The 19422-nt window shown below is 50.2% G+C and carries 17 protein-coding genes and 1 other RNA gene; 10 read left to right on the top strand and 8 right to left on the bottom strand.

Features of this window, described 5'->3' with window-relative positions:
* The coding region (locus tag FMR86_RS20455; RefSeq protein WP_203544981.1) for a hypothetical protein at positions 1-311 on the top strand (311 nt) is incomplete at its 5' end.
* A gap of 1 nt (position 312) precedes the next feature.
* On the opposite strand, the gene FMR86_RS17620 is transcribed toward FMR86_RS20455, so the two are convergent.
* The gene (locus FMR86_RS17620; protein ID WP_163352718.1) at positions 313-1503 is read right to left on the bottom strand and encodes an SLC13 family permease; all 1191 of its coding nucleotides are present in this window, start codon (positions 1501-1503) and stop codon (positions 313-315) included.
* Between the two features lie 346 nt (positions 1504-1849).
* Between FMR86_RS17620 and dnaE the strand changes: the two genes are divergently transcribed.
* The 9 genes from dnaE (at position 1850) to FMR86_RS17575 (ending at position 11758) form a co-directional block, all read left to right on the top strand.
* Positions 1850-5380, top strand: a complete 3531-nt coding sequence (gene dnaE, locus FMR86_RS17615) for a DNA polymerase III subunit alpha (RefSeq protein WP_163352717.1) — start codon at positions 1850-1852, stop codon at positions 5378-5380.
* Positions 5381-5676: 296 nt separating this feature from the next.
* Positions 5677-6063, top strand: coding sequence for a 6-carboxytetrahydropterin synthase QueD (queD, locus tag FMR86_RS17610; protein WP_163352716.1), 387 nt, complete (start codon positions 5677-5679; stop codon positions 6061-6063).
* 2 nt (positions 6064-6065) lie between these two features.
* Entirely contained in the window at positions 6066-6533 is a 468-nt protein-coding gene (gene dtd, locus FMR86_RS17605; protein ID WP_163352715.1) for a D-aminoacyl-tRNA deacylase, read from the top strand.
* 137 nt (positions 6534-6670) lie between these two features.
* A complete protein-coding gene (locus FMR86_RS17600; protein WP_163352714.1) occupies positions 6671-7099 on the top strand; it encodes an ATP-binding protein in 429 nt (142 codons plus the stop codon).
* Positions 7084-7410, top strand: coding sequence for an STAS domain-containing protein (locus tag FMR86_RS17595; protein ID WP_163352713.1), 327 nt, complete (start codon positions 7084-7086; stop codon positions 7408-7410). The genes FMR86_RS17600 and FMR86_RS17595 overlap by 16 nt, the downstream gene beginning before the upstream one ends.
* A gap of 29 nt (positions 7411-7439) precedes the next feature.
* Positions 7440-8552 carry a FapA family protein gene (locus tag FMR86_RS17590; protein ID WP_163352712.1) on the top strand — a complete coding sequence of 371 codons (1113 nt, stop codon included), beginning with the start codon at positions 7440-7442 and terminating at the stop codon, positions 8550-8552.
* A gap of 7 nt (positions 8553-8559) precedes the next feature.
* Positions 8560-9315 carry a motility protein A gene (locus FMR86_RS17585; RefSeq protein ID WP_163352711.1) on the top strand — a complete coding sequence of 252 codons (756 nt, stop codon included), beginning with the start codon at positions 8560-8562 and terminating at the stop codon, positions 9313-9315.
* A 15-nt stretch (positions 9316-9330) separates the two neighbouring features.
* Complete coding sequence (locus tag FMR86_RS17580; protein ID WP_163352710.1) at positions 9331-10077, top strand: OmpA family protein; 747 nt, start codon at positions 9331-9333, stop codon at positions 10075-10077.
* Positions 10078-10087: 10 nt separating this feature from the next.
* Positions 10088-11758: a glycosyltransferase gene (locus FMR86_RS17575; protein WP_163352709.1), complete on the top strand. Its 1671-nt coding sequence runs from the start codon at positions 10088-10090 to the stop codon at positions 11756-11758.
* 205 nt (positions 11759-11963) lie between these two features.
* Here the strand turns inward: FMR86_RS17575 and FMR86_RS17570 are convergent, their stop codons facing one another.
* From FMR86_RS17570 to FMR86_RS17540, 7 genes are all read right to left on the bottom strand, one after another.
* On the bottom strand, positions 11964-12173 hold the full coding sequence (locus FMR86_RS17570; protein ID WP_163352708.1) for a zinc ribbon domain-containing protein: 210 nt from the start codon (positions 12171-12173) through the stop codon (positions 11964-11966).
* Positions 12174-12439: 266 nt separating this feature from the next.
* Positions 12440-14146 (bottom strand): CHASE4 domain-containing protein, encoded by a 1707-nt coding sequence (locus tag FMR86_RS17565; RefSeq protein WP_163352707.1) that lies wholly within the window; start codon positions 14144-14146, stop codon positions 12440-12442.
* 113 nt (positions 14147-14259) lie between these two features.
* Positions 14260-15717, bottom strand: coding sequence for a cysteine--tRNA ligase (gene cysS, locus FMR86_RS17560; RefSeq protein WP_163352706.1), 1458 nt, complete (start codon positions 15715-15717; stop codon positions 14260-14262).
* A 9-nt stretch (positions 15718-15726) separates the two neighbouring features.
* The gene (locus FMR86_RS17555; RefSeq protein ID WP_163352705.1) at positions 15727-16614 is read right to left on the bottom strand and encodes a hypothetical protein; all 888 of its coding nucleotides are present in this window, start codon (positions 16612-16614) and stop codon (positions 15727-15729) included.
* Between the two features lie 74 nt (positions 16615-16688).
* Positions 16689-17879, bottom strand: coding sequence for a 2-C-methyl-D-erythritol 4-phosphate cytidylyltransferase (gene ispD, locus FMR86_RS17550; protein WP_163352704.1), 1191 nt, complete (start codon positions 17877-17879; stop codon positions 16689-16691).
* Positions 17880-18074: 195 nt separating this feature from the next.
* Positions 18075-18437: RNase P RNA component class A (gene rnpB, locus FMR86_RS17545), an RNA gene on the bottom strand.
* Between the two features lie 190 nt (positions 18438-18627).
* A complete protein-coding gene (locus tag FMR86_RS17540; protein WP_163352703.1) occupies positions 18628-19380 on the bottom strand; it encodes a zinc ribbon domain-containing protein in 753 nt (250 codons plus the stop codon).
* Positions 19381-19422: the final 42 nt, after the last annotated feature.

Raw genomic sequence — 19422 nt, 5'->3', positions numbered from 1 at the left:
TCAGCCGCCGCTGTCAATCATTAATTTTCATGTTCTCTCAAAATAATTTTTCAATGATCCCGGCACTTTACTTTCGCTCAGTGCGGAGTCGGAAACTATACAAACCGACTCGTGAAGTCAACCGTTTTGTGCCCGGTTTAGGCAAAAAAAATCTCCGCTGTGCTGCGCCCGTTCAGGGCCGTCGTCAGCCGAGGAAAGACGTTTTATGGAAAACTCCTGAAAGGGTCAAGTGGTTTTTGAATTATTGTTTAAATCTATCACGTTATTTCGCACAAAGCGTTTATTTCCGCTGCTTTTTAAGCATTCCTTAATTTAGCCATAAACCAGCGGAACAACCTTCCATATCCAGAATGACAGCAGCAAGGCCCCGAAAACATTCAAAACCATCCCCAGTGCCAGCATCGTCCGCAGCGACATCCCACGCATTTCCCCTACAGCCAGACTATTGCAGGGTGTTGCCACCGGGGTCATGAAGGCACAAGTGGATGCAGCTGAAACCAGAATCATCAGCGGCAATGGATTTAGAGCGTAAGCCGCCCCCACATGGACCATAACGGCAAAGAAAGCCATTGAGACCACAGTATTGCTCAGAAATTCAGTCAGCAGGATTACCATAAAGGCTGTTGCCAGATATATTCCGAATCCCTCGCCGCTCTGGCCCAAGCAATCCAATATAGATGTAAACAGACTTGCGGCCTGCTCATCCAATCTCATTAACCGCACCAGTACGACCAGCACTCCCAGCAACCCCAGAAAGAGCACACCGCGCCTAGGTATTCCTTCAACCAAATCCCGCAATCGCAACAACCTGCTTCCGAAGACATACCCGCAGAATGCTATCGTAAAGGCAGCTGCTGCCAATGACTCATACACCCTGAATTCAGGTACGGCTTCTGCAAGAAACGATGATCCGCTCCAGAAGAGCATAAACAGCCCGAATACATAAAGTCCCCTATGCTGCTTAACCTTTAACGACTCCTCTTCGTACGCATGTATCAACTCAGCATTACACTTAGGCAGGGCAAAACGCACCACGAACCACGCCAGCAAAAGCAGTAGCAACACCAGCGGCACGGCCCACTCGAACCAGTTAAAAAAGGTTATACGTTCACGCCCCGGAATATTGAACAGGTCCAGCGCCCCGATAAGCAGCAGATTGGCCGGACTGCCGATGAGAGACCCCATGCCCCCGATGTTTGCCCCATATATAATGGATAGGGTCAGCGGGGTGGTCATGTTTTGCAGTTCATCATCAAGCTTGCGGATAACCGGGATCATGGCCAGCACAGTAACTGCATTGGGAATGAACATGGAAAGCAGTGCCGAGACAACGATGAGTGACAGAAGCAGCAGGTCCGCCCGGTTCCGGCTGAAGCGCACCGCCCTTGCGGCGATGTATTCCGGCAGCCCCACGGAAGCCGTCACCCGGTAGAGGATATACCCGGTCACGAAAAGCAGGATTAGAGGCAGCCTATCATTTATATATATTGCAGAGAATTCCATGTGCGGTTCACCTTTATTAATTTACCCTTAAATTTCTTGCATGGGTAGGCTCTTTCGTCAACGTTGCGAGAACTCGGACTATTTTGCCAAGTCTCGTTGTTAAGATTGTCAGCAAACTTATTCGCAGCTATTGACGATTGCCACCAAAAGTAAATACTACCTATTCTTTACCTGCCACGGCTTTCAATAACCACCCCACCCCAACTGATAGGGATTCCAAAGGGCCTTGGTCCTTTGGCCGCCGGAGGCGAAATGCGATTATCAAAAAGCGCGAAGCGCATCTAATTCACGCCCCCGCGAGGCCGCCGGAGGCATTCAATGGCAGGGCAACCTGTTAAGGATAATTATGTCAGAATTCGTTCATCTGCACGTCCATACTGAGTACAGCCTCTTGGACGGTGCCATCCGCATCAAGGACCTCTGCCAGCAGGCCAAGGACTACGGCATGCCCGCAGTCGCCATCACCGACCACGGCTCCATGTTCGGTGCGGTTACCTTTTATATGACCGCCATGGATATGGGCATCAAGCCCATCATCGGCTGCGAAGTCTATGTTGCGCCCGGTGACATTGATGACGAACTGGCCCACACCCGTAAAGACAGGAAAGGCCGCTACCACCTCGTGCTGCTGGCAAAAAACCAGCAGGGTTACAAGAACATCATCAAACTCTGCTCGCTGGGTTTCCTTGAAGGCTTCCACTACAAGCCGCGAGTCAGCAAATACCTGCTCAATAAATACAGTGAAGGGGTCATCGCCCTTTCAGCCTGTCTTGCCGGTGAAGTGCCCCGTGCCCTGATGAACGAAGGGCTTGATGCCGGGATCGAGATGGCCAAAGAGTACGAATCCATTTTTCCGGGCAACTTCTACCTTGAAGTGCAGGCCAACGGCCTTGATGATCAGGAACAGCTCAACACCCTGATGTACCAGTGCGCCGAAAAAACAGGTCTGCCGCTGGTAGCCACCAACGACTGCCATTACCTGACCAAGGAAGACTACGAAGCGCACGACCTGCTGCTCTGCATCCAGACCCAGACAACTGTGGATGCGGAAAAACGTTTCCGTATGGGTACGGACCAGCTTTACTTCAAGCCGCAGGAAGAGTTTGAAGAATATTTCGCCCATGTGCCGGAAGCCATCGCCAACACCCAGAAGATTGCCGAGATGTGCAACCTGGAAATCGAGCTGGGCAACTACTACTTCCCGGAATACGAGCTTCCCGAAGGTATGACCATTGAGACAGAGTTTGTAAGACTCTGCAAGGAAGGTCTGAAGAAGCGCATTGAGGCTGCACCGTACGAAATCGATGAAAAGGTATACTGGGAACGCCTTGATTACGAACTGGGCGTCATTAATGAAATGGGCTTCCCGGCCTACTTCCTCATCGTTCAGGACTTCATCAACTGGGCCAAGGACAACCGTATTCCGGTCGGACCGGGCCGTGGCTCTGCAGCCGGGTCCATTGTTGCGTGGGCACTGCGCATCACAAACATCGACCCACTCCCATATGACCTGCTCTTTGAACGTTTTCTCAACGTTGAACGTATCTCCATGCCTGATATCGATGTCGACTTCTGCGAACGTCGCCGTCTGGAAGTAGTTAAATACTGCTCCGATAAATACGGCTGGGACCACGTGGCCCAGATCACCACCTACGGAACCATGAAGACCAAGGCGGTAATCAAAGACGTTGGTCGAGCCATGGGCATGCATTTTTCCGAGACCGATCCCATCGCCAAGCTGGTTCCGGATGATCCGGCGGTAATTGCACAGGGACTGGGGGTCAAGAAGGCCAAGATCACCGTCCCCAACGCGGTGGAAGCCATTCCCGAACTGGGCAACATGGTCGCCACCGACCCGAAAATCGCCAAGCTCATGGACATCGCCACCCGTCTGGAGGGCATGTCCCGCCATGCGTCAACCCACGCAGCCGGGGTTGTTATCTCCGATACGCCCATGACCGACTACCTGCCCCTCTACAAAGGTAAAAAGGGCGAAATCGTGACCCAGTACGACATGAAAAAGGTCGAAAAAGTCGGCCTGATCAAATTCGACTTTCTGGGACTACGCACCATGACCGTTATCGAGGACTGCCTCGACATCATCCGCCTTCAGGACAAGGAAGCCCCGGACCTCGATACCCTGACTCTTGATGATCAGGACACTTTCGATATTTTCTGCAAAGGGGATACGGACGGCGTCTTTCAGGTTGAATCTTCCGGTATGCGTAAGTATCTGCGCATGCTCCGCCCCAGCTGCTTTGAAGACATCATCGCTATGCTCGCCCTTTACCGTCCGGGTCCGCTGGGTTCCGGTATGGTTGATGAGTTCATTAAACGTAAGCACGGCGAAATCGACGTAACCTACCTCTGGCCCACCCTTGAGCCGAGTCTGAAGCCGACCTACGGGGTTATCGTCTATCAGGAGCAGGTTATGGGCGCGGCCATGACCATCGCCAACTACTCACTGGGTGAGGGTGACCTGCTCCGCCGGGCCATGGGTAAAAAAATTCCCGAAGAAATGGCCAAACACAGGGTCCGCTTTGTTGAAGGTGCAAAGGAAAACGAGATCCCGGAACAGGTTGCCAACGACATCTTCGACCTCATGGAACAGTTCGCGGCCTACGGTTTTAACAAATCTCACTCCGCAGCCTACGCGCTGATTTCATACTACACGGCCTATCTCAAGGCCCATTTCCCGGTGGAATTCATGGCGGCACTCATGAGTACTGAAATGAACAACACCGAAAAAATCATCATGTACATCAACGCCTGCCGCGACATGGACGTTACCGTACGCCAGCCGGACATCAACCTCGGCGTGGCCCGCTTTTCCGTGTATGAAGGCGATATCATTTACGGTATGGCCGGAATTAAGAACGTCGGCGAGGAAGCGATCGATGAAATTGTAGAAGAACGCCAGAAAAACGGTCCTTTCAAGGATTTCATTGATTTCATCACCCGCGTGAACCTGCGCCGCGTTACCAAGCGCGTAATCGAATACCTGATCCGTGCCGGGGCCTTTGATTCCATGGGGCTGCCCCGTTCCGGTCTCATCGCTTCTCTTGATAAAGCAGTTTCCTACGGTCAGAAAAAAACCAAGGAAAAAGAATCCGGCATGATCAACATGCTCGACATGCTCGGAGGCGGCGGCGAAGCCGAAGAGGAAGCAGCAACCATCAGCTTTGAAGAATTCAGCATGGCTGAAATGGACGACAAGGAAATGCAGCGTCTTGAAAAAGAAGCCCTCGGCTTCTACCTGACCTGCCATCCCCTGCTTTCCTACCGCAATGAAATGAACCGCCTCGGGTTGCAGACCATTGAAGACTGCCCGAAAATGGTCCACGAAGCACAGGTCAGGCTCGGGGTCATCATCACCGGATACAAAGAGATCATCACCAAGAAATCCGGCAAGAAAATGGCCTTTGCCACCATTGAGGACATGACCGGATCCGGGGAACTGATCATTTTCCCCAAGACTTACGAGGAAGTTCACCAATACCTCGGGCAGGATATCCCCCTGCTCATCAAGGGCAAGGTGGATAACCCGCCGCCCGAGGAAGGACAGGAGGAAGCCCCGGCGGAATCCAAGGTCATGGCTGATGAAATTTCACCGCTGGAAAATGCACAGGCCGGATGCGTGGAAGCAGTGCCGCTTTCCGTACACCACACCCTGTGTACCGATGAGGGAATCGCCGAGCTCAAAGCGATTCTCGCCGGATATCCCGGTTCCGCACCGGTAACCATGCAGATGTTCCTGCCGGACTCAGTCTGTACCCTGCGCCTCGGACACGGCTACAACATCCGCCCCAACGGAGACTTCTGGAAAGAATTCAACCAATGGCGCAAAAACGGGAACGGCAAAGCAAAATTGCAATAAAATTTATGATGCCTCCGGCGGCTGGGGAAGGGGAACTTTTGGGAAAAGTTCCCCTTCCCCAGACCCCATCCCCTCAAAACTTTTTAGTATGCTTCGCATATAGCTTATTAAAACGTTTTGGGATTCTTGCATTAGCCCTTAGGCAAGCGGTCTTCCGCGAGTCTTAGGGATAACGACAGTGGAACAAACCCTTTTGGAAAAGGGTTTAAGGCCCCCGGCAGGGTCGCCGAAGGCAATATCTTTTAATAAAAAGGCGCGATAGCGCATCAAATTGATTTAATTCATAGGAGATATATATGCCTAAGGGAAAATGGAAACTTAAAGTTAAAAAAGACTTCAGTTCAGCGCACCAGCTTCGTAATTACGGCGGCAAATGCGAGAACATGCACGGCCACAACTTCGGTGTTGAGGTTGAGATTGAGGGCGACAGACTTGATTCCAAGGTTGAGATCCTCATGGACTTCAAGGAGCTGAAAAAAGAGCTGAACGCAGTTCTGGACACTCTGGACCACAAACACCTGAACAGTCTGGAATATTTTGAACACCGCAATCCTTCTTCCGAGAACATTGCCCGTTATATTTATGAAGAGATGAAGAAGCGGGTCGAGAGCGAACATGTACGCATGGTCTTTGCTTCTGTTTCCGAAAAAGAAAGTTCCGTAGCAACTTACTTCGAGGAATAGCAATGAAACTGGTCATTCAGAGGACAAGCGGCGGCAAGGTTGAAGTGGACGGAGCCATTGTGGGCGAAATAGGTCCCGGACTTATGGTGCTGGCCGGATTCGGCAAAAACGATACCGAAGAACTGCCCGGCTCTAAAGTCTGGAACACTCTTATCGATAAGATGATCGGGCTGCGCATTTTCGAAGATGAAGAAGGACGCATGAACCGTTCACTGGAAGATATGGGCGGGGACGTGCTGCTGGTTTCCCAATTCACTCTTTACGCATCTTGCAAAAAGGGCCGCAGACCTTCATTCACGGGTGCTGCCGCGCCGCAGCTGGCCGGCGATCTTTTTAACCGTCTGGTGGCGGATGTTACGGAAAAGGCCCCTGCAAAAGTAGCTACCGGGCAGTTCGGGGCCATGATGAATGTTGATTTTGTTAACTGGGGACCGGTGACCATCATACTGGATTCAGAGGATTTTATCTAAAATTTAAGCTTTTACCTTGACTTCCTTTGCGAAAAAGCGAGGATTAGGTATATTAAAATTCATCAATAAAGGCAGCCTGAAAGTTGTAACGTCCGGCGAAACAACCAGATACGTCCGACAGGAAACATGGAGCATTCATGCATCGCTTTGTGCTGGAAGCAATTCCGACCCCTGAAGAAAGCAGGGAAATAGCCCGCAAGGCAATACTCATCCTCAAAGAATTTATTGCGGATGAAAACATTCTCCACGATATGGATCTGGTACTGACCGAAGGATGCTCCAATGTGGCCCGGCATGCTTATGAAAAACATGAAGACTGCAACAGACTGGAACTGACAATTACCGTTCACCCCGAAAAGCATATCATTTTTGAAATTGCGGATTGGGGCAAAGGGTTGTGTTCTAAATCAATAGACTTCTCCATGCCCTCACCGGAAGCAGTAGGAGGACGCGGCATGTTCATCATGTCCGAGCTCATGGATTCATTTGAACTGATCAAAGAGAACGGAAAGAATATCATAAAGCTGACCCGTAAGTTAAAGGAAGAGCAATGGCGGAAGCAATAAGTATAGCAGATGGGACTCTGACCCTTAAGTGCGGCAAAGAGATCACCATTGAGACCATTTATGAGTTCAAGGAACAGGTTGAACAGAAAAGTGAGTCCTCTGAAGTTGAAACTGTTATAGCCGACCTGTCCGAAGCCCGCTTTCTGGACAGTTCAGGGATCGGTTTTCTCGTATCACTGAACTCACGTCTTAAAAGCAACAACAAAAACATGTATCTGCTGCGCCCCAGCGAACAAATCTGCAAAACGTTGGAACTCGTGAGACTCATATCCTTTTTCACCATCATTGAAGATGAAAGGGAAATCCCTTAAATCCACCTGCATTGTACCGGAGCATACGCATGCCCTGCCTGAAGCACTATTTTGATCCTGACTTCGACTACACTGACCTGAAGCCGGTGGAAAAACACGACGGAAGCGTGGACTACTACAACATGGGCTATGTGCAGAGCGTCATAGTCGGGCAGGTTCTCGCCCAATGGGAAGATCCGGAAGAAGACGGTTCCTGCGCTCTCGGACAGCGCCAATTCACCGAAAAGGAACTACCCAGAGGCCCCAACACAAAAGTAAACCCGGATAATACAGACCAGCTGATCGCCACCCGCAACGGTTACGTTTTTTACAATGAAGACGATCTTATCACCGTCAAGGAACTGCTCAATGTTCGCGGCGATGTTAATATTTCCACCGGAAACATTTTTTTCGTGGGCGACATGGTCGTACACGGTGCCATCAAATCCGGTCTGGATGTAAAGGCTAACAATATCAATGTAAAAGGCGTTATTGAACAAGCCAATGTTCACGCTGCTGGTTTCCTCAAATGTGACGGGGGGATCAAAGGCAACAGCAAGGGCTTTGTGGAGGCCAAGGGGACTCTGCGGACCAGTTTTTGCGAAAACGTTACACTTGTCAGCAGCGGGAATATTATCATTGATAAAAACTGCATGCATACTACAGTATATTGTGAAGGGAAGTTCGCAGTAAAGGGACGCTTTGCAGGCGGTAAGTGCTACAGCGATCAGGTGGTATTTATCGGCGAACAGCTTGGCGGAGGCTTAAGTGCTGCATCGCAGGTGATTGTCGGATACAACCCGCTCCTGCTCCTTCAGATCGATAAAATTTCCAACCAGATTTCAATGCTGGAAGAAGAAATCAGCAGTCTTCAGAAAATCATGGCCAACGGTTCCACAACCACGGCCGAGTTCACACAGAAAATCGAAAAGAGCGAAATGAAAATTCGGTTTTTGAAGAACAAAAAAAGGCAGCTCTGGGGGAAAATACAGCAGACGGAAAGGCTGGAAAGTTGTAGAATAATGGTTCAGGGCATTGTAAAACCCGGAGTGGAAATAAGCATCGGCCAGGCATACATGCAGGTGGATGAACCTTTGGAAAATGTCTTTTTCTACTATGATAATAATGAAATAAAGGTGGGATCTCCCGCATTAAATAAATAGAGCGCGTATGGATATTGCAACTTTAATAGGAATTGTCGGCGGCTTCGGTCTTATCGTTGCGACTATTGTCATGGGTGGTAACCTTGGCGGATTTGTTGATCCGCCATCCCTTGTTGTCGTTGTGGGAGGAACCTTTGCCTCCTGCTTCATCATGTTTCCCATGGGAGTCGTCCTCAAGTCCTTCAAAATCGCCTTGAAAGGATTCTTCGCTAAATCCGAAGATCCCAAAGCCATGATCGACCAGATTGTAGCTCTTGCCGAAACCGCAAGAAAAGAAAGTCTGGTGGCACTGGAAAAAGTCGCCATTGACGACGAATACCTCAAAAAAGGGGTTATTCTTGTTGCCGACGGCACAGACGGAGATTTGGTCCGGGCCATCATGGAGTTTGAAATAGACGCCATGCGCAAACGACATTTTCAGGGTCAGGCGGTAATGAAAGGCATGGGGGCCATGGCCCCGGCTTTCGGAATGATCGGTACGCTGATCGGTCTGGTACAGATGCTTTCAAACCTCAGTGACCCGGATGCCATTGGTCCGGCAATGGCAGTTGCGTTGCTGACCACCCTTTACGGCTCCATTCTGGCCAACGTTGTTTTCCTCCCGCTGGCTACCAAACTTTCAGAACGGTCAATTGAAGAAGCTTCCTACATGGAAATTATGGTTGAAGGTGTCGTAGCCATCCAGAAAGGTGAACATCCCTCCATCGTAAAGGAAAAGCTACAGGCATTTCTCTCTCCCGGCCTGCGTGATGCCGCGGCATAAAGAACAGGTCGCACCATGGCAAAAGTAGTTATCATTAAACCGAAGAACAACGATCCACCGCCGGAAGAAGGACTTCCGCCGTGGATGGCGACCTTCGCGGACATGGTAACCTTACTGCTTTGCTTCTTTGTTCTGCTGCTCTCATTTGCAAACAACGATCTCGCAAAATTCAAGGAACTGCTCGGTTCCCTGCGAGATGCCTTCGGTGTAAAAATAGAACGCAAAGAAGCGGACCACATGTCCCTGACCCCATCCGACCTCAAACGTAAAGAGGTCAAGATGGACAGCAATGACAAACGGTTACTGGGTCTGGTCCTGCGCATCAAGGCCCTGCTGGACGAAGAGGATGCAACCCGCAAATCATCCGGGGTAAAAGCGGATCAGGATGGAGTACTGGTCAATACGGATTCGGCCACCCTCTTTAAGCCCGGATCGGCAAAACTAAAGCCGGACGCTCATAAGGTTCTGGACAAGGTCGTCAGCGTTCTAAAAGATCACAACTACAATATGGTTGTCCGCGGACACACGGATAACAGCGAAGTGCGTTCCAAAAAATTTCCCACCAACTGGGAACTTTCCTCTGCAAGGGCGGCAAGTGCCCTGCGCTACATTGTGGAAAAAGGCGGTATTGCCCCCAAAAGACTCAAAGCCGTAGGCTACGCCGACACCCAGCCGCTGGTAAAAAACGACAGCCTTGAGAATAAACGCAAGAACCGCAGACTCGAATTTTTCTACCACAAACCCGCCCGTGATTCGTGGTAGGTGATTTTAAATGAGCGCAACCTACACAGCCGAAGCAATCCGTGAAGACTCAGTACTGACCGACATCCGCATAATTACGGACGGTAAAAAACGGCATATGTGGGGCAAATACGGACTTCGCCGGGAAACAGAACTGGCAGCCCAACTTAAAGGGGACAAAATCCCCCTGCTGATCGGCTGTGGAATCGGAGTGGCTGCAAAAGAACTGCTGGCACAAAAAGACCGCACCCTGCTCATCCTTGATTGCGAAAAAAAAATCCTTGAAGCCAGCGGTTTGAAAGAAGAACTGCGCAAGCACCCCAATCTGGTCTGGATCAACAGCAGCTCCCCGGAAAATGCCGCCCTCCACATTCGGGAACTGGAAACCAATTCCAGCAAAAAAGTTCAACTGCTAAAAAACCCGTTCTACCTGCGCCTCTCACCCTTTTACGGGCTGACTGAAAAGCTGCTTACCGAGCAATCCGGCAAAAAAGCCGAATTTCCGGTCTGGCCCAAATTCCAGCAGGAAAAACCACGAATCCTGCTTCTGACCAGCCAGTATTTCCTCATGGGTGAAATCGTGTCCGCCTGTCAACGTCAGGGTGTGCCGCACATGTTCATCAATATGGACGCCAAAGAAATGGAACTGGATCAATTCGTGGCCCGCATTTCCACGGCCATCAATACCTTCAGGCCCGATTTCGTACTCACGGTCAACCATCTGGGCGTGGATCAGGAAGGGGTGCTGAACACCCTGCTCCATAAATTTCAATTGCCGCTGGCCTCATGGTTTGTGGACAATCCCATGCTTATTCTGCCCCTTTACCAACAGCAGGCAGATAAGAACACCGCCATCTTCACCTGGGATGCCGACCGCATGGACAGCCTGCGCGAAATGGGCTTCAGCAATATTTTCCACCTGCCGCTGGGCACAGACCAGACCCGCTTCCTGCCCTCCAAGGGCTGCACAGAAAGCAAATGGGCGCGTGATATTTCTTTTGTCGGCAACTCCATGGTCTTCAAAACGGAAAAAAGGATGAAAGCATCCGGAATATCAGGAGCTCTGGCTGAAAGATATAAAGAAGTGGCCCACGCTTTCGGGCAGGGCAATGAACACTCAGTCACAGAATTCCTCAAAAACCGTTACCCGGAACTGCTCCCGGAATACGATAAACTGCTCACTGCGCACCGCAAGCTGGCTTTTGAGACGCTCGTCATCTGGCAGGCCACTCTGGAATACCGCCTTTCATGCGTGGAGCAGACCCTCGGGTTCAACCCTCTGATTGTGGGCGACAAAGGCTGGAACCAATTGCTGCCTGAAGACCAAACATGGGACTACCACAGCGAGCTTTCCTATTACGAGGACCTGCCGCGCTTTTACCCCTGCTCAAAAATCAACTTCAACTGCACCAGCCAGCAGATGAAGGGTGCGGTCAACCAGCGTGTATTTGACGTCCCGGCCTGCAACGGCTTCATCCTTACCGACCACCGCTACCAGATGGAAAAACTTTTTGAGCCGGGCAAGGAAATCGCGGTCTACAATTCCCCGGAAGAAATTCCGCAGCTGGTGGAGAAATATTTGAATGATGAACCGGCGCGGCAGCAGATCATCAAGGCCGCGCGCAAAAGGATTCTGGCTGAGCACACCTACGACTGCCGCATCAAAGTGCTGATTAAGAATATGCGTCAGGCTTATGAGTAAGATAAACTTGATGCGCTTCGCGCTTTTGGATTAAAAGATTTTGCCTCCGGCGGCTTAAACCCTTTGAAAAGGGTTTAAGAATCCTAAACTTTTTTAATAAGGCTTCGCCGACTTTTATGCCCATTAATCTAAAAAACGGCCCCGATTCAAATTGAATCGGGGCCGTTTATGCTTTAATTCTTCCGACCGGAAGAAACTTCTAGCCTCAGCTGAAGCCGGAGCTTCCGCATCCTCCTCCAGGAGGAGTAGCGGGAACGGGATCATCAAAAGAAGCTCCTGAACTGAAGGATGAAAGCATTTTTGCTGTATCAGGACTTTTGCACTCCGGGCATGGGGGATTCTCAGCACTGGAAGATAAAACCAGTTCCTCGAATTCATGCCCGCAGACATCACACTTGTATTCGTAAATAGGCATCTCTTAATTGCCCCCGCAACCGCCGTCTTTATTTTCGGAGTCCTCACGGGACCCTCTTTTGGCAAGCTGTCACGGGGAAATTCCCAATTTGGGAATAACCACTTTCACGATCAGAAACACGACTGCGAAAACCGCAATCAGACTAAGTAAATCAGACATGTAAACCTCACAGGTTGTTTATCTACACTTTCATAAACAGTTAAATCCTAGATTAACCTTGTCAATAGCAGACCACAAGAACAATCATTCATACTGATAGGTAAGATTTAAACCGACTTCAGATTTACATGGAAACGAAAAACAGTTCCCTCGCCCAGAGTGCTGGATACGCTGATTTCACCGCCCATCATTTCAACCAGCTTGCGGGAGATGGGTAAGCCCAGTCCGGTACCTCCGTATTTCCGGGAAGTGGAAGAATCCGCCTGCGTAAAGCTGTCAAAAATATCATTGAGCTTATCTGCGGCAATTCCGATACCTTCATCTTTGACCATGAATTGAATCTTCCCATCTTCAAAGGTGAGAGCTATGCTAATTGTCCCTTCGCTGGTGAATTTAACCCCGTTGCTGATCAGGTTATTAAGAACCTGCCGGATTCTGGTGGCATCTCCCCTGACTTTGTCGGGAACGTTATCATCAATATGGCAGACCACCTGCAGCCCTTTGCGTGCAGCGTCCACAGCAAAGACCCCGACCACACGCTCCACCATCTCATGGAGCAGGAAATCATGGCTTTCTATTTCCAGATGCCCGGCCTCAATCTTTGATATTTCAAGAACATCATTAATAATTTCCAGAAGATTTTCCCCGGCTGTTCCGGCAATCCCCAGAAATTCACGCTGCTCATCATTCAGCTTAGTTTCATTAAGCAGCTCCACCATCCCCAGAATGGAATGCATGGGAGTACGGATCTCATGGCTCATATTGGCAAGAAACTCGGTCTTCACCCGGCTGGCGGTCTCAGCCTTTGTTTTTTCTTCCTGAAGCAGGGCCAATATATCATTCAATGATCTCGACAATTCGCTGAGCTCATCACTTCCGCTCAAACTGATTTTTCTCTTCTCCGGTCCGGTAAAATATTCACCGCGCAACTGGGCCTGCAACATTTTCACCCGTGAAACAAAATGCCGATTAAGCACAAAAATGGCGGCAACCCCGAGCAGCAACAAAGAACCGCACATAAACCAGATAAACACAGTAAACGTAGACTTCCCGATTCTATAAGCATCCCGCTCCATGGCCAGAGACAAAAGCACAAGAGGCTTGCCGAAGACATCTTTAAGAAGCATAAAGCCTTTAATTTCGACATCTTTTTCTTTGGGAAACTCAAAAAAAACATCTTTTGACGGACCATCTTTCATTTCCTGAAAAGAAAGATCCATCTGTAACGATTTACCCAGTTTTTCGAGCTGACGGTCTCCGAAAAAACGTCCCATAACCAACGTTCCGCTGGGTTTCCCGGCCATCTGGCTGTTCATAATTTTCTGGGCGGAGACCTGCATCAATCTGTGGTTGACCCGCAACAGTCCGGTCAGCCCGTCAAGTCCGCACTTGTGGACAAGCTCATATCCGGCACACTCTTTTTTTAAAAAGCATGACTCTACGTTTTCGGCACCATCTGCAGAGTGAGAAAACAGAAAGCCGCCCTGATCGTCAAAAAACAATACAACATCAAGATCAAGATTGATCAGTATCTCGGAAGTAAGGTTTGAATTAACATAATCCTCATTAAATTTTCTGGAAAAATCATAAGAATCATCCCACCAGGCCCAGTCACGGGTAAGTCTTTGCAATGCCTCCGAACTTTCCTTCATGGCAAAATCGGCTCTGCTCAGGTTTTCCTCCATCAACACTTTTTCAAGACTGGAAATAGCACTTCTATTCAGCTTGAAAACCAGCAGCCCACTGCCCACAAAAATCAGCAGACAGAGCAGAAAAACAATGAGATAGCTTTTACCTTTTAACCCGATTCGCATGCACACCTTCGAAACAAAAAAGATTTTCTTTAATTATACCCTGTTAATAAAAAAAAAGAAACCGGATCGAAATCCGGTTTCTTTAAAAGTGCTTAATTTATAAAACGGTAATTTTAAATAACGGACCAGACCGCGCCCTGCGGAGTGTCTTTCACTTCGATACCCAACTCGATCAGCTCATCCCGGATTTCATCGGAACGCCCGAAATCTTTATTCTTACGGGCATCCTGACGGGCGGCCACCAGTTCTTCAACTTTTGCGACCTCGATTCCCTTGCGCTCCAGCATGCACAGCTTGAGTTCTTCAAGGAATTCCTTGGGATCGCGGGTAAATATGCCGAATACTTCGCCCCATTTTTTCATATCTTCAAGGATACGGGTCCATGCATCACGTCCGCCTTCGGACTTACGCCATGCTTTTTCTTCGCCGATACGCCCGGCCAGACGGATCAGGGTAAACATATGCCCCATTGCCCCGGCGGTGTTCATGTCATCTTCCATGGCCTCGGCCCAGCCCTTTTCAGCTTCTTCGATCTCGGCAACAACCTCTTCAGGAAGGGCGGCCTTGGACCATTTGGCTTTATTCAAGGCTTCCCCGGTCTGCTCCAGTGCGGAGTATACACGGCGGATACCTTTTTCAGCTTCTTCCAAAGCTTCAAAAGAGAAATCGAGGGGGCTGCGGTAATGCATGGTCAGCAGGAAATAACGCAGGGTTTCGGGCATGAATTTATCCAGAATATCCCGGATGGTGAAAAAGTTGCCTAGGGACTTGGACATCTTCTCGGAATTGATCTGCACAAAACCGTTATGAACCCAGAAACGGGCCATTTCCTTTCCGGTGGCCGCCTCACTCTGGGCAATTTCATTTTCATGGTGGGGAAAACTCAAGTCCTGTCCGCCGCCGTGAATATCAAAAGGAAGTTCGAAATATTTTTCGCTCATGGCCGAACATTCGAGGTGCCAGCCGGGGCGGCCTTCTCCCCACGGGCTTTCCCATGAAGGTTCGCCGGGCTTGGCCGCTTTCCAGAGTGCGAAATCAAGGGGATCTTTCTTTTCTTCACCGGGCTGGATGCGTGCGCCGGACTGTAAATCTTCGATATTCCTACCGGAAAGCTTACCGTAATCATCGAAGGAACGGACCTTGAAATAAACATCACCGGACGGAGTGGCGTAAGCGTGATCTTTCTTGATCAGGGTCTCGGTCAGCTCGATCATCTCAGAAATGTGCTCGGTACACTTGGGTTCGATATCCGCGCGCAGGATGTTCAGCTTATCCATGTCCACGTAAAACTCGCCGATGAATTTCTCGGCCAGATCTTTGGAAGAAACCCCGGTTTCATTGGCCCGGTTGATGATCTTGTCATCAATGTCGGTAAAATTGCGCACAAAAGTCACATCATAACCTTTGAAACGCAGGTAACGGACCAGAATATCAAAAACAACGGAAGAACGGGCATGCCCGATGTGGCAGAGGTCGTAAGCGGTGATGCCGCAGGCGTAAAGATTAACCTTGTTGCCGTTTAAAGGTACGAACTCTTCTTTCTTCCGTTTGAGTGTATTGTAAAGGCGCATAGCCACTCCTTATTTTCTTGAATAAAAATTTGCTTCGACCGTAATTCCGTACAGGTCCAGCAATTCTTCAAAGCTGCGTCCCATGAACATATACAGCAAAGGGACGGGCTCCGTCGGTTCCACCCTGACGACAAGCCGTTCGGGCTTCTCAATAAATTTCATAAGTTCGCCGTAAAAATTCTCGGCATAGCCGTTGCCGAGGCTTCTGGCCTGCTGCATGTCCAGCTGCAGCGATTCCAGCAGGCTCTTCCGGTAACTATCAGGAGGCACTCCTTCTACATGTGCCGAAAGGGCGACCAGTTTTTCCGTAAGTGATAAATCCTGCCAGACCAGCGAACCGTCCAGCATGCTGGTGCCGATAAATCCGCTGATTCCGGGACCGCGCAGACTTACATCACCGAGACTGAACCCGGCACTGACCCGGCAAAGGTCCGCTCCGTCAAAATTAATCGACTTAACTGTCAGCCGCTTGGTTTCGTCTTCATAGCTGTAGTCGGCGAATAGGTCAAAATCCAGCTTTTCATAGCCCAGATCGCGAAAATCACGGGCAAGAGTGCCGAAATTTACAAACTCAACCGGAATGGAAACACCCTGCACCCTGCCCCGGAAAAAACGGGGAACGCTGTGCTTGCGGTCAAAAGATTCCACTTCCACCTTGCGCACCGTGCAGCAGGCTCCGGTGGCAAACCTGCAATCAAGTCCCCAGACATGCAGAGATTCATCAAGGGGGTTGATCAATGCCCGCTCAAAATCCACCTGCAACAGGTCATCGTGACGGGCCACGGCTTCGCGGACCTTGGCAGCGGAAAACTCCTCCAGCTTGAAATATCCCCCGGCAGCAGCCGCAGCAAGCAGCGCCAGCACCAGAAATAATTTCAAAAAGGATTTCCCGCTCATATTCAAACCTTTCCTCAAAAACAGCAGTAAATTAATCTCTATTTAAATAACTACAAATTATTTAAAGTACACACCTAAATCTTCTTCAACCCGGTCACCGCAGCCACGGCCTTGATGCCTTTTTTCTCACCGGTAAAGCCGAGCTTTTCTTCGGTGGTGGCCTTCACATTGACCTGAGCCTTATCCAGCCCCATGACTGAAGCCACATTCTTGCGGATCAGCTCCCGGTGCGGGGAAAGTTTGGGAATCTGGGCAATGATGGTCATATCCACATGGACGATCTCCACCCCGGCCTCCTCGGCCTTGACCATGACCTCTTTCACAATAATCCCGCTGGACATATTTTCGCAGGCAGCTGAAGTATCCGGGAAATGGTGCCCTATATCACCGCCGCCGAAAAGCCCCAGAATAGCATCGGCCAACGCATGCAGCAGCACATCGCCATCGGAATGGGCAATGACTTCCGGGCCGCCCGGAATGGGCACACCGCCCAGCACCATGGGACGCCCTTCACCGTACTTATGGACATCGTAGCCCCAGCCCACGCAGGGAATGGTCCGCTTGTCCTCTTCGATCTTTTTCAAATCTTCGGGATTGGTCATCTTAATGTTACCCTCTTCTCCCTCGCAAATATGAACGTCTTTTCCGGCCATTTCCACCATGGAAGCATCATCAGTCACATCCCAGCCCTCTTCTTCGGCCTGCTTATGGGCAGCGTAAAGGGTCGGCAGTGCAAATCCCTGCGGGGTCTGCACCGCTTTCAACCGGGAGCGGGTCAGAGTCTTTTCAACTATCCCGCCTTCCACTTCCTTGATGGTATCGGTCACATCAATTGCCGGAATGACCGCCTCATCACCGGATTGCAATCTATCAATAATGCCGCTGACCATCTTCACCGAAGCAAAGGGCCGTGCGGAATCATGGACCAGCACATGCGTACACCCTGAAGGGAGTTCGTTCAAGCCGTTAAACACGGAATCCTGACGGCGTTTGCCCCCGGGCACAACCTTGAAACGCATGCCAAGGGAATCCGCGCCGTCCAGCCCGGCAACAACCTCTTTCATCTCCTCCACCTGATCAGGCGGGAACACAAACACAATGCCGGAAACAGCAGGGGTATTGGAAAAAGTAATGGCCGAATGCCAGAAAAGCGGAAAGCCCTTCCACTCTAAAAATTGTTTTTTGACTCCGCCCACAGCATTTGCCATCCGTGTTCCGCTGCCAGCTGCCAGCAGGATGGCCCATGTTTCACCGGATTTGGTCATAATGGAAAACCTTTGATTTGATGCGCTTCGCGCTTTTTATATAAAGATTTTGCCTCCGGCGGCTTAAACCCTTTGAAAAGGGTTTAAGAATCCCAAACTTTTTTAGTTCGGCTTCGCCGCTTTGCATAGCAAACCGTCATATAACAAAAAAAAGGGGCAGCCCAAAGGCTGCCCCTTTTTAATCTCTACAAGTAAAAGAGGAGTCGGACTATAAGCCGGGTCCTGTATCCGCGAACGGATGATCATCATTCCTCTAGGATGCATGTTACCATACACCTCAAGCAACCTACCCGAAAGCTCGGCCGGGCCGGCCTCAAACACTTCCCTATTTGGTCTTGCTCCGGACGGGGTTTACCTGGCCGGATATGTCACCATACCCGCCGGTGGTCTCTTACACCACCGTTTCACCCTTACTCCGATGATAAATCACCGGGGCGGTCTGTTTTCTGTGGCACTTTCCCGGAATCACTTCCGCTGGGAGTTACCCAGCGCCCTGCCCTGCGGAGCCCGGACTTTCCTCCCCGGCACGAATGCCGCGGCGATGATCCGTCCAACTCCGAAAAACCTGCCTCCGGCGGCTTAAACCCTTTTGCAAAAGGGTTTAAGAATCCCAAAACCTTTTATTATGGCTTCGCCGCTTTAGCAAACGAAGCTGCGAAGCATACTGAAAAGTTTTGAGGGGATGGGGTCTGGGGAAGGGGAACTTTTCCCAAAAGATCCCCTTCCCCAGCCGCCGGAGGCTATAAAATTAATCTTCTTTCTGGAGAGCTTTAGGCTTTGCAGCTTCGGGAATGTGCTCAATCCAGTAGATGAGACGCTGGCAGTTGGGGCAGCTCAAAATCTGCTTGCCTTCCTGCAGTACGTTGTATTCCTGCGGCGGAATCATGATGTGACATCCTGCGCAGACAGCATCTTCAACAGGAACGATAACCGGGTGCTCCAGACGGGAACGGATGAATTCGTAACGGCCGAGAATAGGCTTGGGCACAACATCGCCGGCTTTGTTGCGGCGCTTGGTGAGCTTGTCCAGTTGGCTGTTGGCGGCATCAAGCCTTTCCTTGAGTCCGGCACGCTTGTCGTCCAGCTCTTCGTCCAGTTCCTTGATTTTACCTTCGATGTCAGCCATGAGTTCGGTCTGACGCTCGGTTTCTTCAAGAACGGTTACCTTTTCTTCTTCGCGGAGTCTGTTCAGCTTTTCAAGGCTGTCCATCTCACGCATCATGGCGTGGTATTCCTTGGTAGTACCAACCAGCATCAGCTTGCTCTTGCTCTTTTTGACCTTGACGGCATCTTCTTCGATCTCGGTCTCAAGCTTTTTCTTCTGCTCAGCAAGCAGGTCAAGCTTTTCGGTCAGCTGCTGTTTGCGCTTTTCAAGGGATTCCTTGCGGGATTCAAGGGCAGCCACGTCTTTGGGTGCCTGGTCGATTTCCGCTTCAAGAAGGAGAATTTCATCATCAACCTTCTGCAAAACAACAAGCTGTTCTATCTGTTTTTCATACATTATGGGGTCCCCTTTTGCGGACGGTCTTTAAAACGATCCGCC

Source organism: Desulfovibrio sp. JC010 (assembly GCF_010470675.1).
Lineage (GTDB): Bacteria > Desulfobacterota > Desulfovibrionia > Desulfovibrionales > Desulfovibrionaceae > Maridesulfovibrio.
Note: the sequence above shows the minus strand (reverse complement) of the source record. Positions and strands in the feature narration are given on the sequence as shown.

Excerpts from the sequence above, each read along its gene's own strand:
- FMR86_RS17620 (WP_163352718.1), bottom strand. The coding sequence starts at position 1,503 with ATGGAATTCTCTGCAATATATATAAATGATAGGCTGCCTCTAATCCTG.
- dnaE (WP_163352717.1), top strand. The coding sequence starts at position 1,850 with ATGTCAGAATTCGTTCATCTGCACGTCCATACTGAGTACAGCCTCTTG.
- queD (WP_163352716.1), top strand. The coding sequence starts at position 5,677 with ATGCCTAAGGGAAAATGGAAACTTAAAGTTAAAAAAGACTTCAGTTCA.
- dtd (WP_163352715.1), top strand. The coding sequence starts at position 6,066 with ATGAAACTGGTCATTCAGAGGACAAGCGGCGGCAAGGTTGAAGTGGAC.
- FMR86_RS17600 (WP_163352714.1), top strand. The coding sequence starts at position 6,671 with ATGCATCGCTTTGTGCTGGAAGCAATTCCGACCCCTGAAGAAAGCAGG.
- FMR86_RS17595 (WP_163352713.1), top strand. The coding sequence starts at position 7,084 with ATGGCGGAAGCAATAAGTATAGCAGATGGGACTCTGACCCTTAAGTGC.
- FMR86_RS17590 (WP_163352712.1), top strand. The coding sequence starts at position 7,440 with ATGCCCTGCCTGAAGCACTATTTTGATCCTGACTTCGACTACACTGAC.
- FMR86_RS17585 (WP_163352711.1), top strand. The coding sequence starts at position 8,560 with ATGGATATTGCAACTTTAATAGGAATTGTCGGCGGCTTCGGTCTTATC.
- FMR86_RS17580 (WP_163352710.1), top strand. The coding sequence starts at position 9,331 with ATGGCAAAAGTAGTTATCATTAAACCGAAGAACAACGATCCACCGCCG.
- FMR86_RS17575 (WP_163352709.1), top strand. The coding sequence starts at position 10,088 with ATGAGCGCAACCTACACAGCCGAAGCAATCCGTGAAGACTCAGTACTG.
- FMR86_RS17570 (WP_163352708.1), bottom strand. The coding sequence starts at position 12,173 with ATGCCTATTTACGAATACAAGTGTGATGTCTGCGGGCATGAATTCGAG.
- FMR86_RS17565 (WP_163352707.1), bottom strand. The coding sequence starts at position 14,146 with ATGCGAATCGGGTTAAAAGGTAAAAGCTATCTCATTGTTTTTCTGCTC.
- cysS (WP_163352706.1), bottom strand. The coding sequence starts at position 15,717 with ATGCGCCTTTACAATACACTCAAACGGAAGAAAGAAGAGTTCGTACCT.
- FMR86_RS17555 (WP_163352705.1), bottom strand. The coding sequence starts at position 16,614 with ATGAGCGGGAAATCCTTTTTGAAATTATTTCTGGTGCTGGCGCTGCTT.
- ispD (WP_163352704.1), bottom strand. The coding sequence starts at position 17,879 with ATGACCAAATCCGGTGAAACATGGGCCATCCTGCTGGCAGCTGGCAGC.
- FMR86_RS17540 (WP_163352703.1), bottom strand. The coding sequence starts at position 19,380 with ATGTATGAAAAACAGATAGAACAGCTTGTTGTTTTGCAGAAGGTTGAT.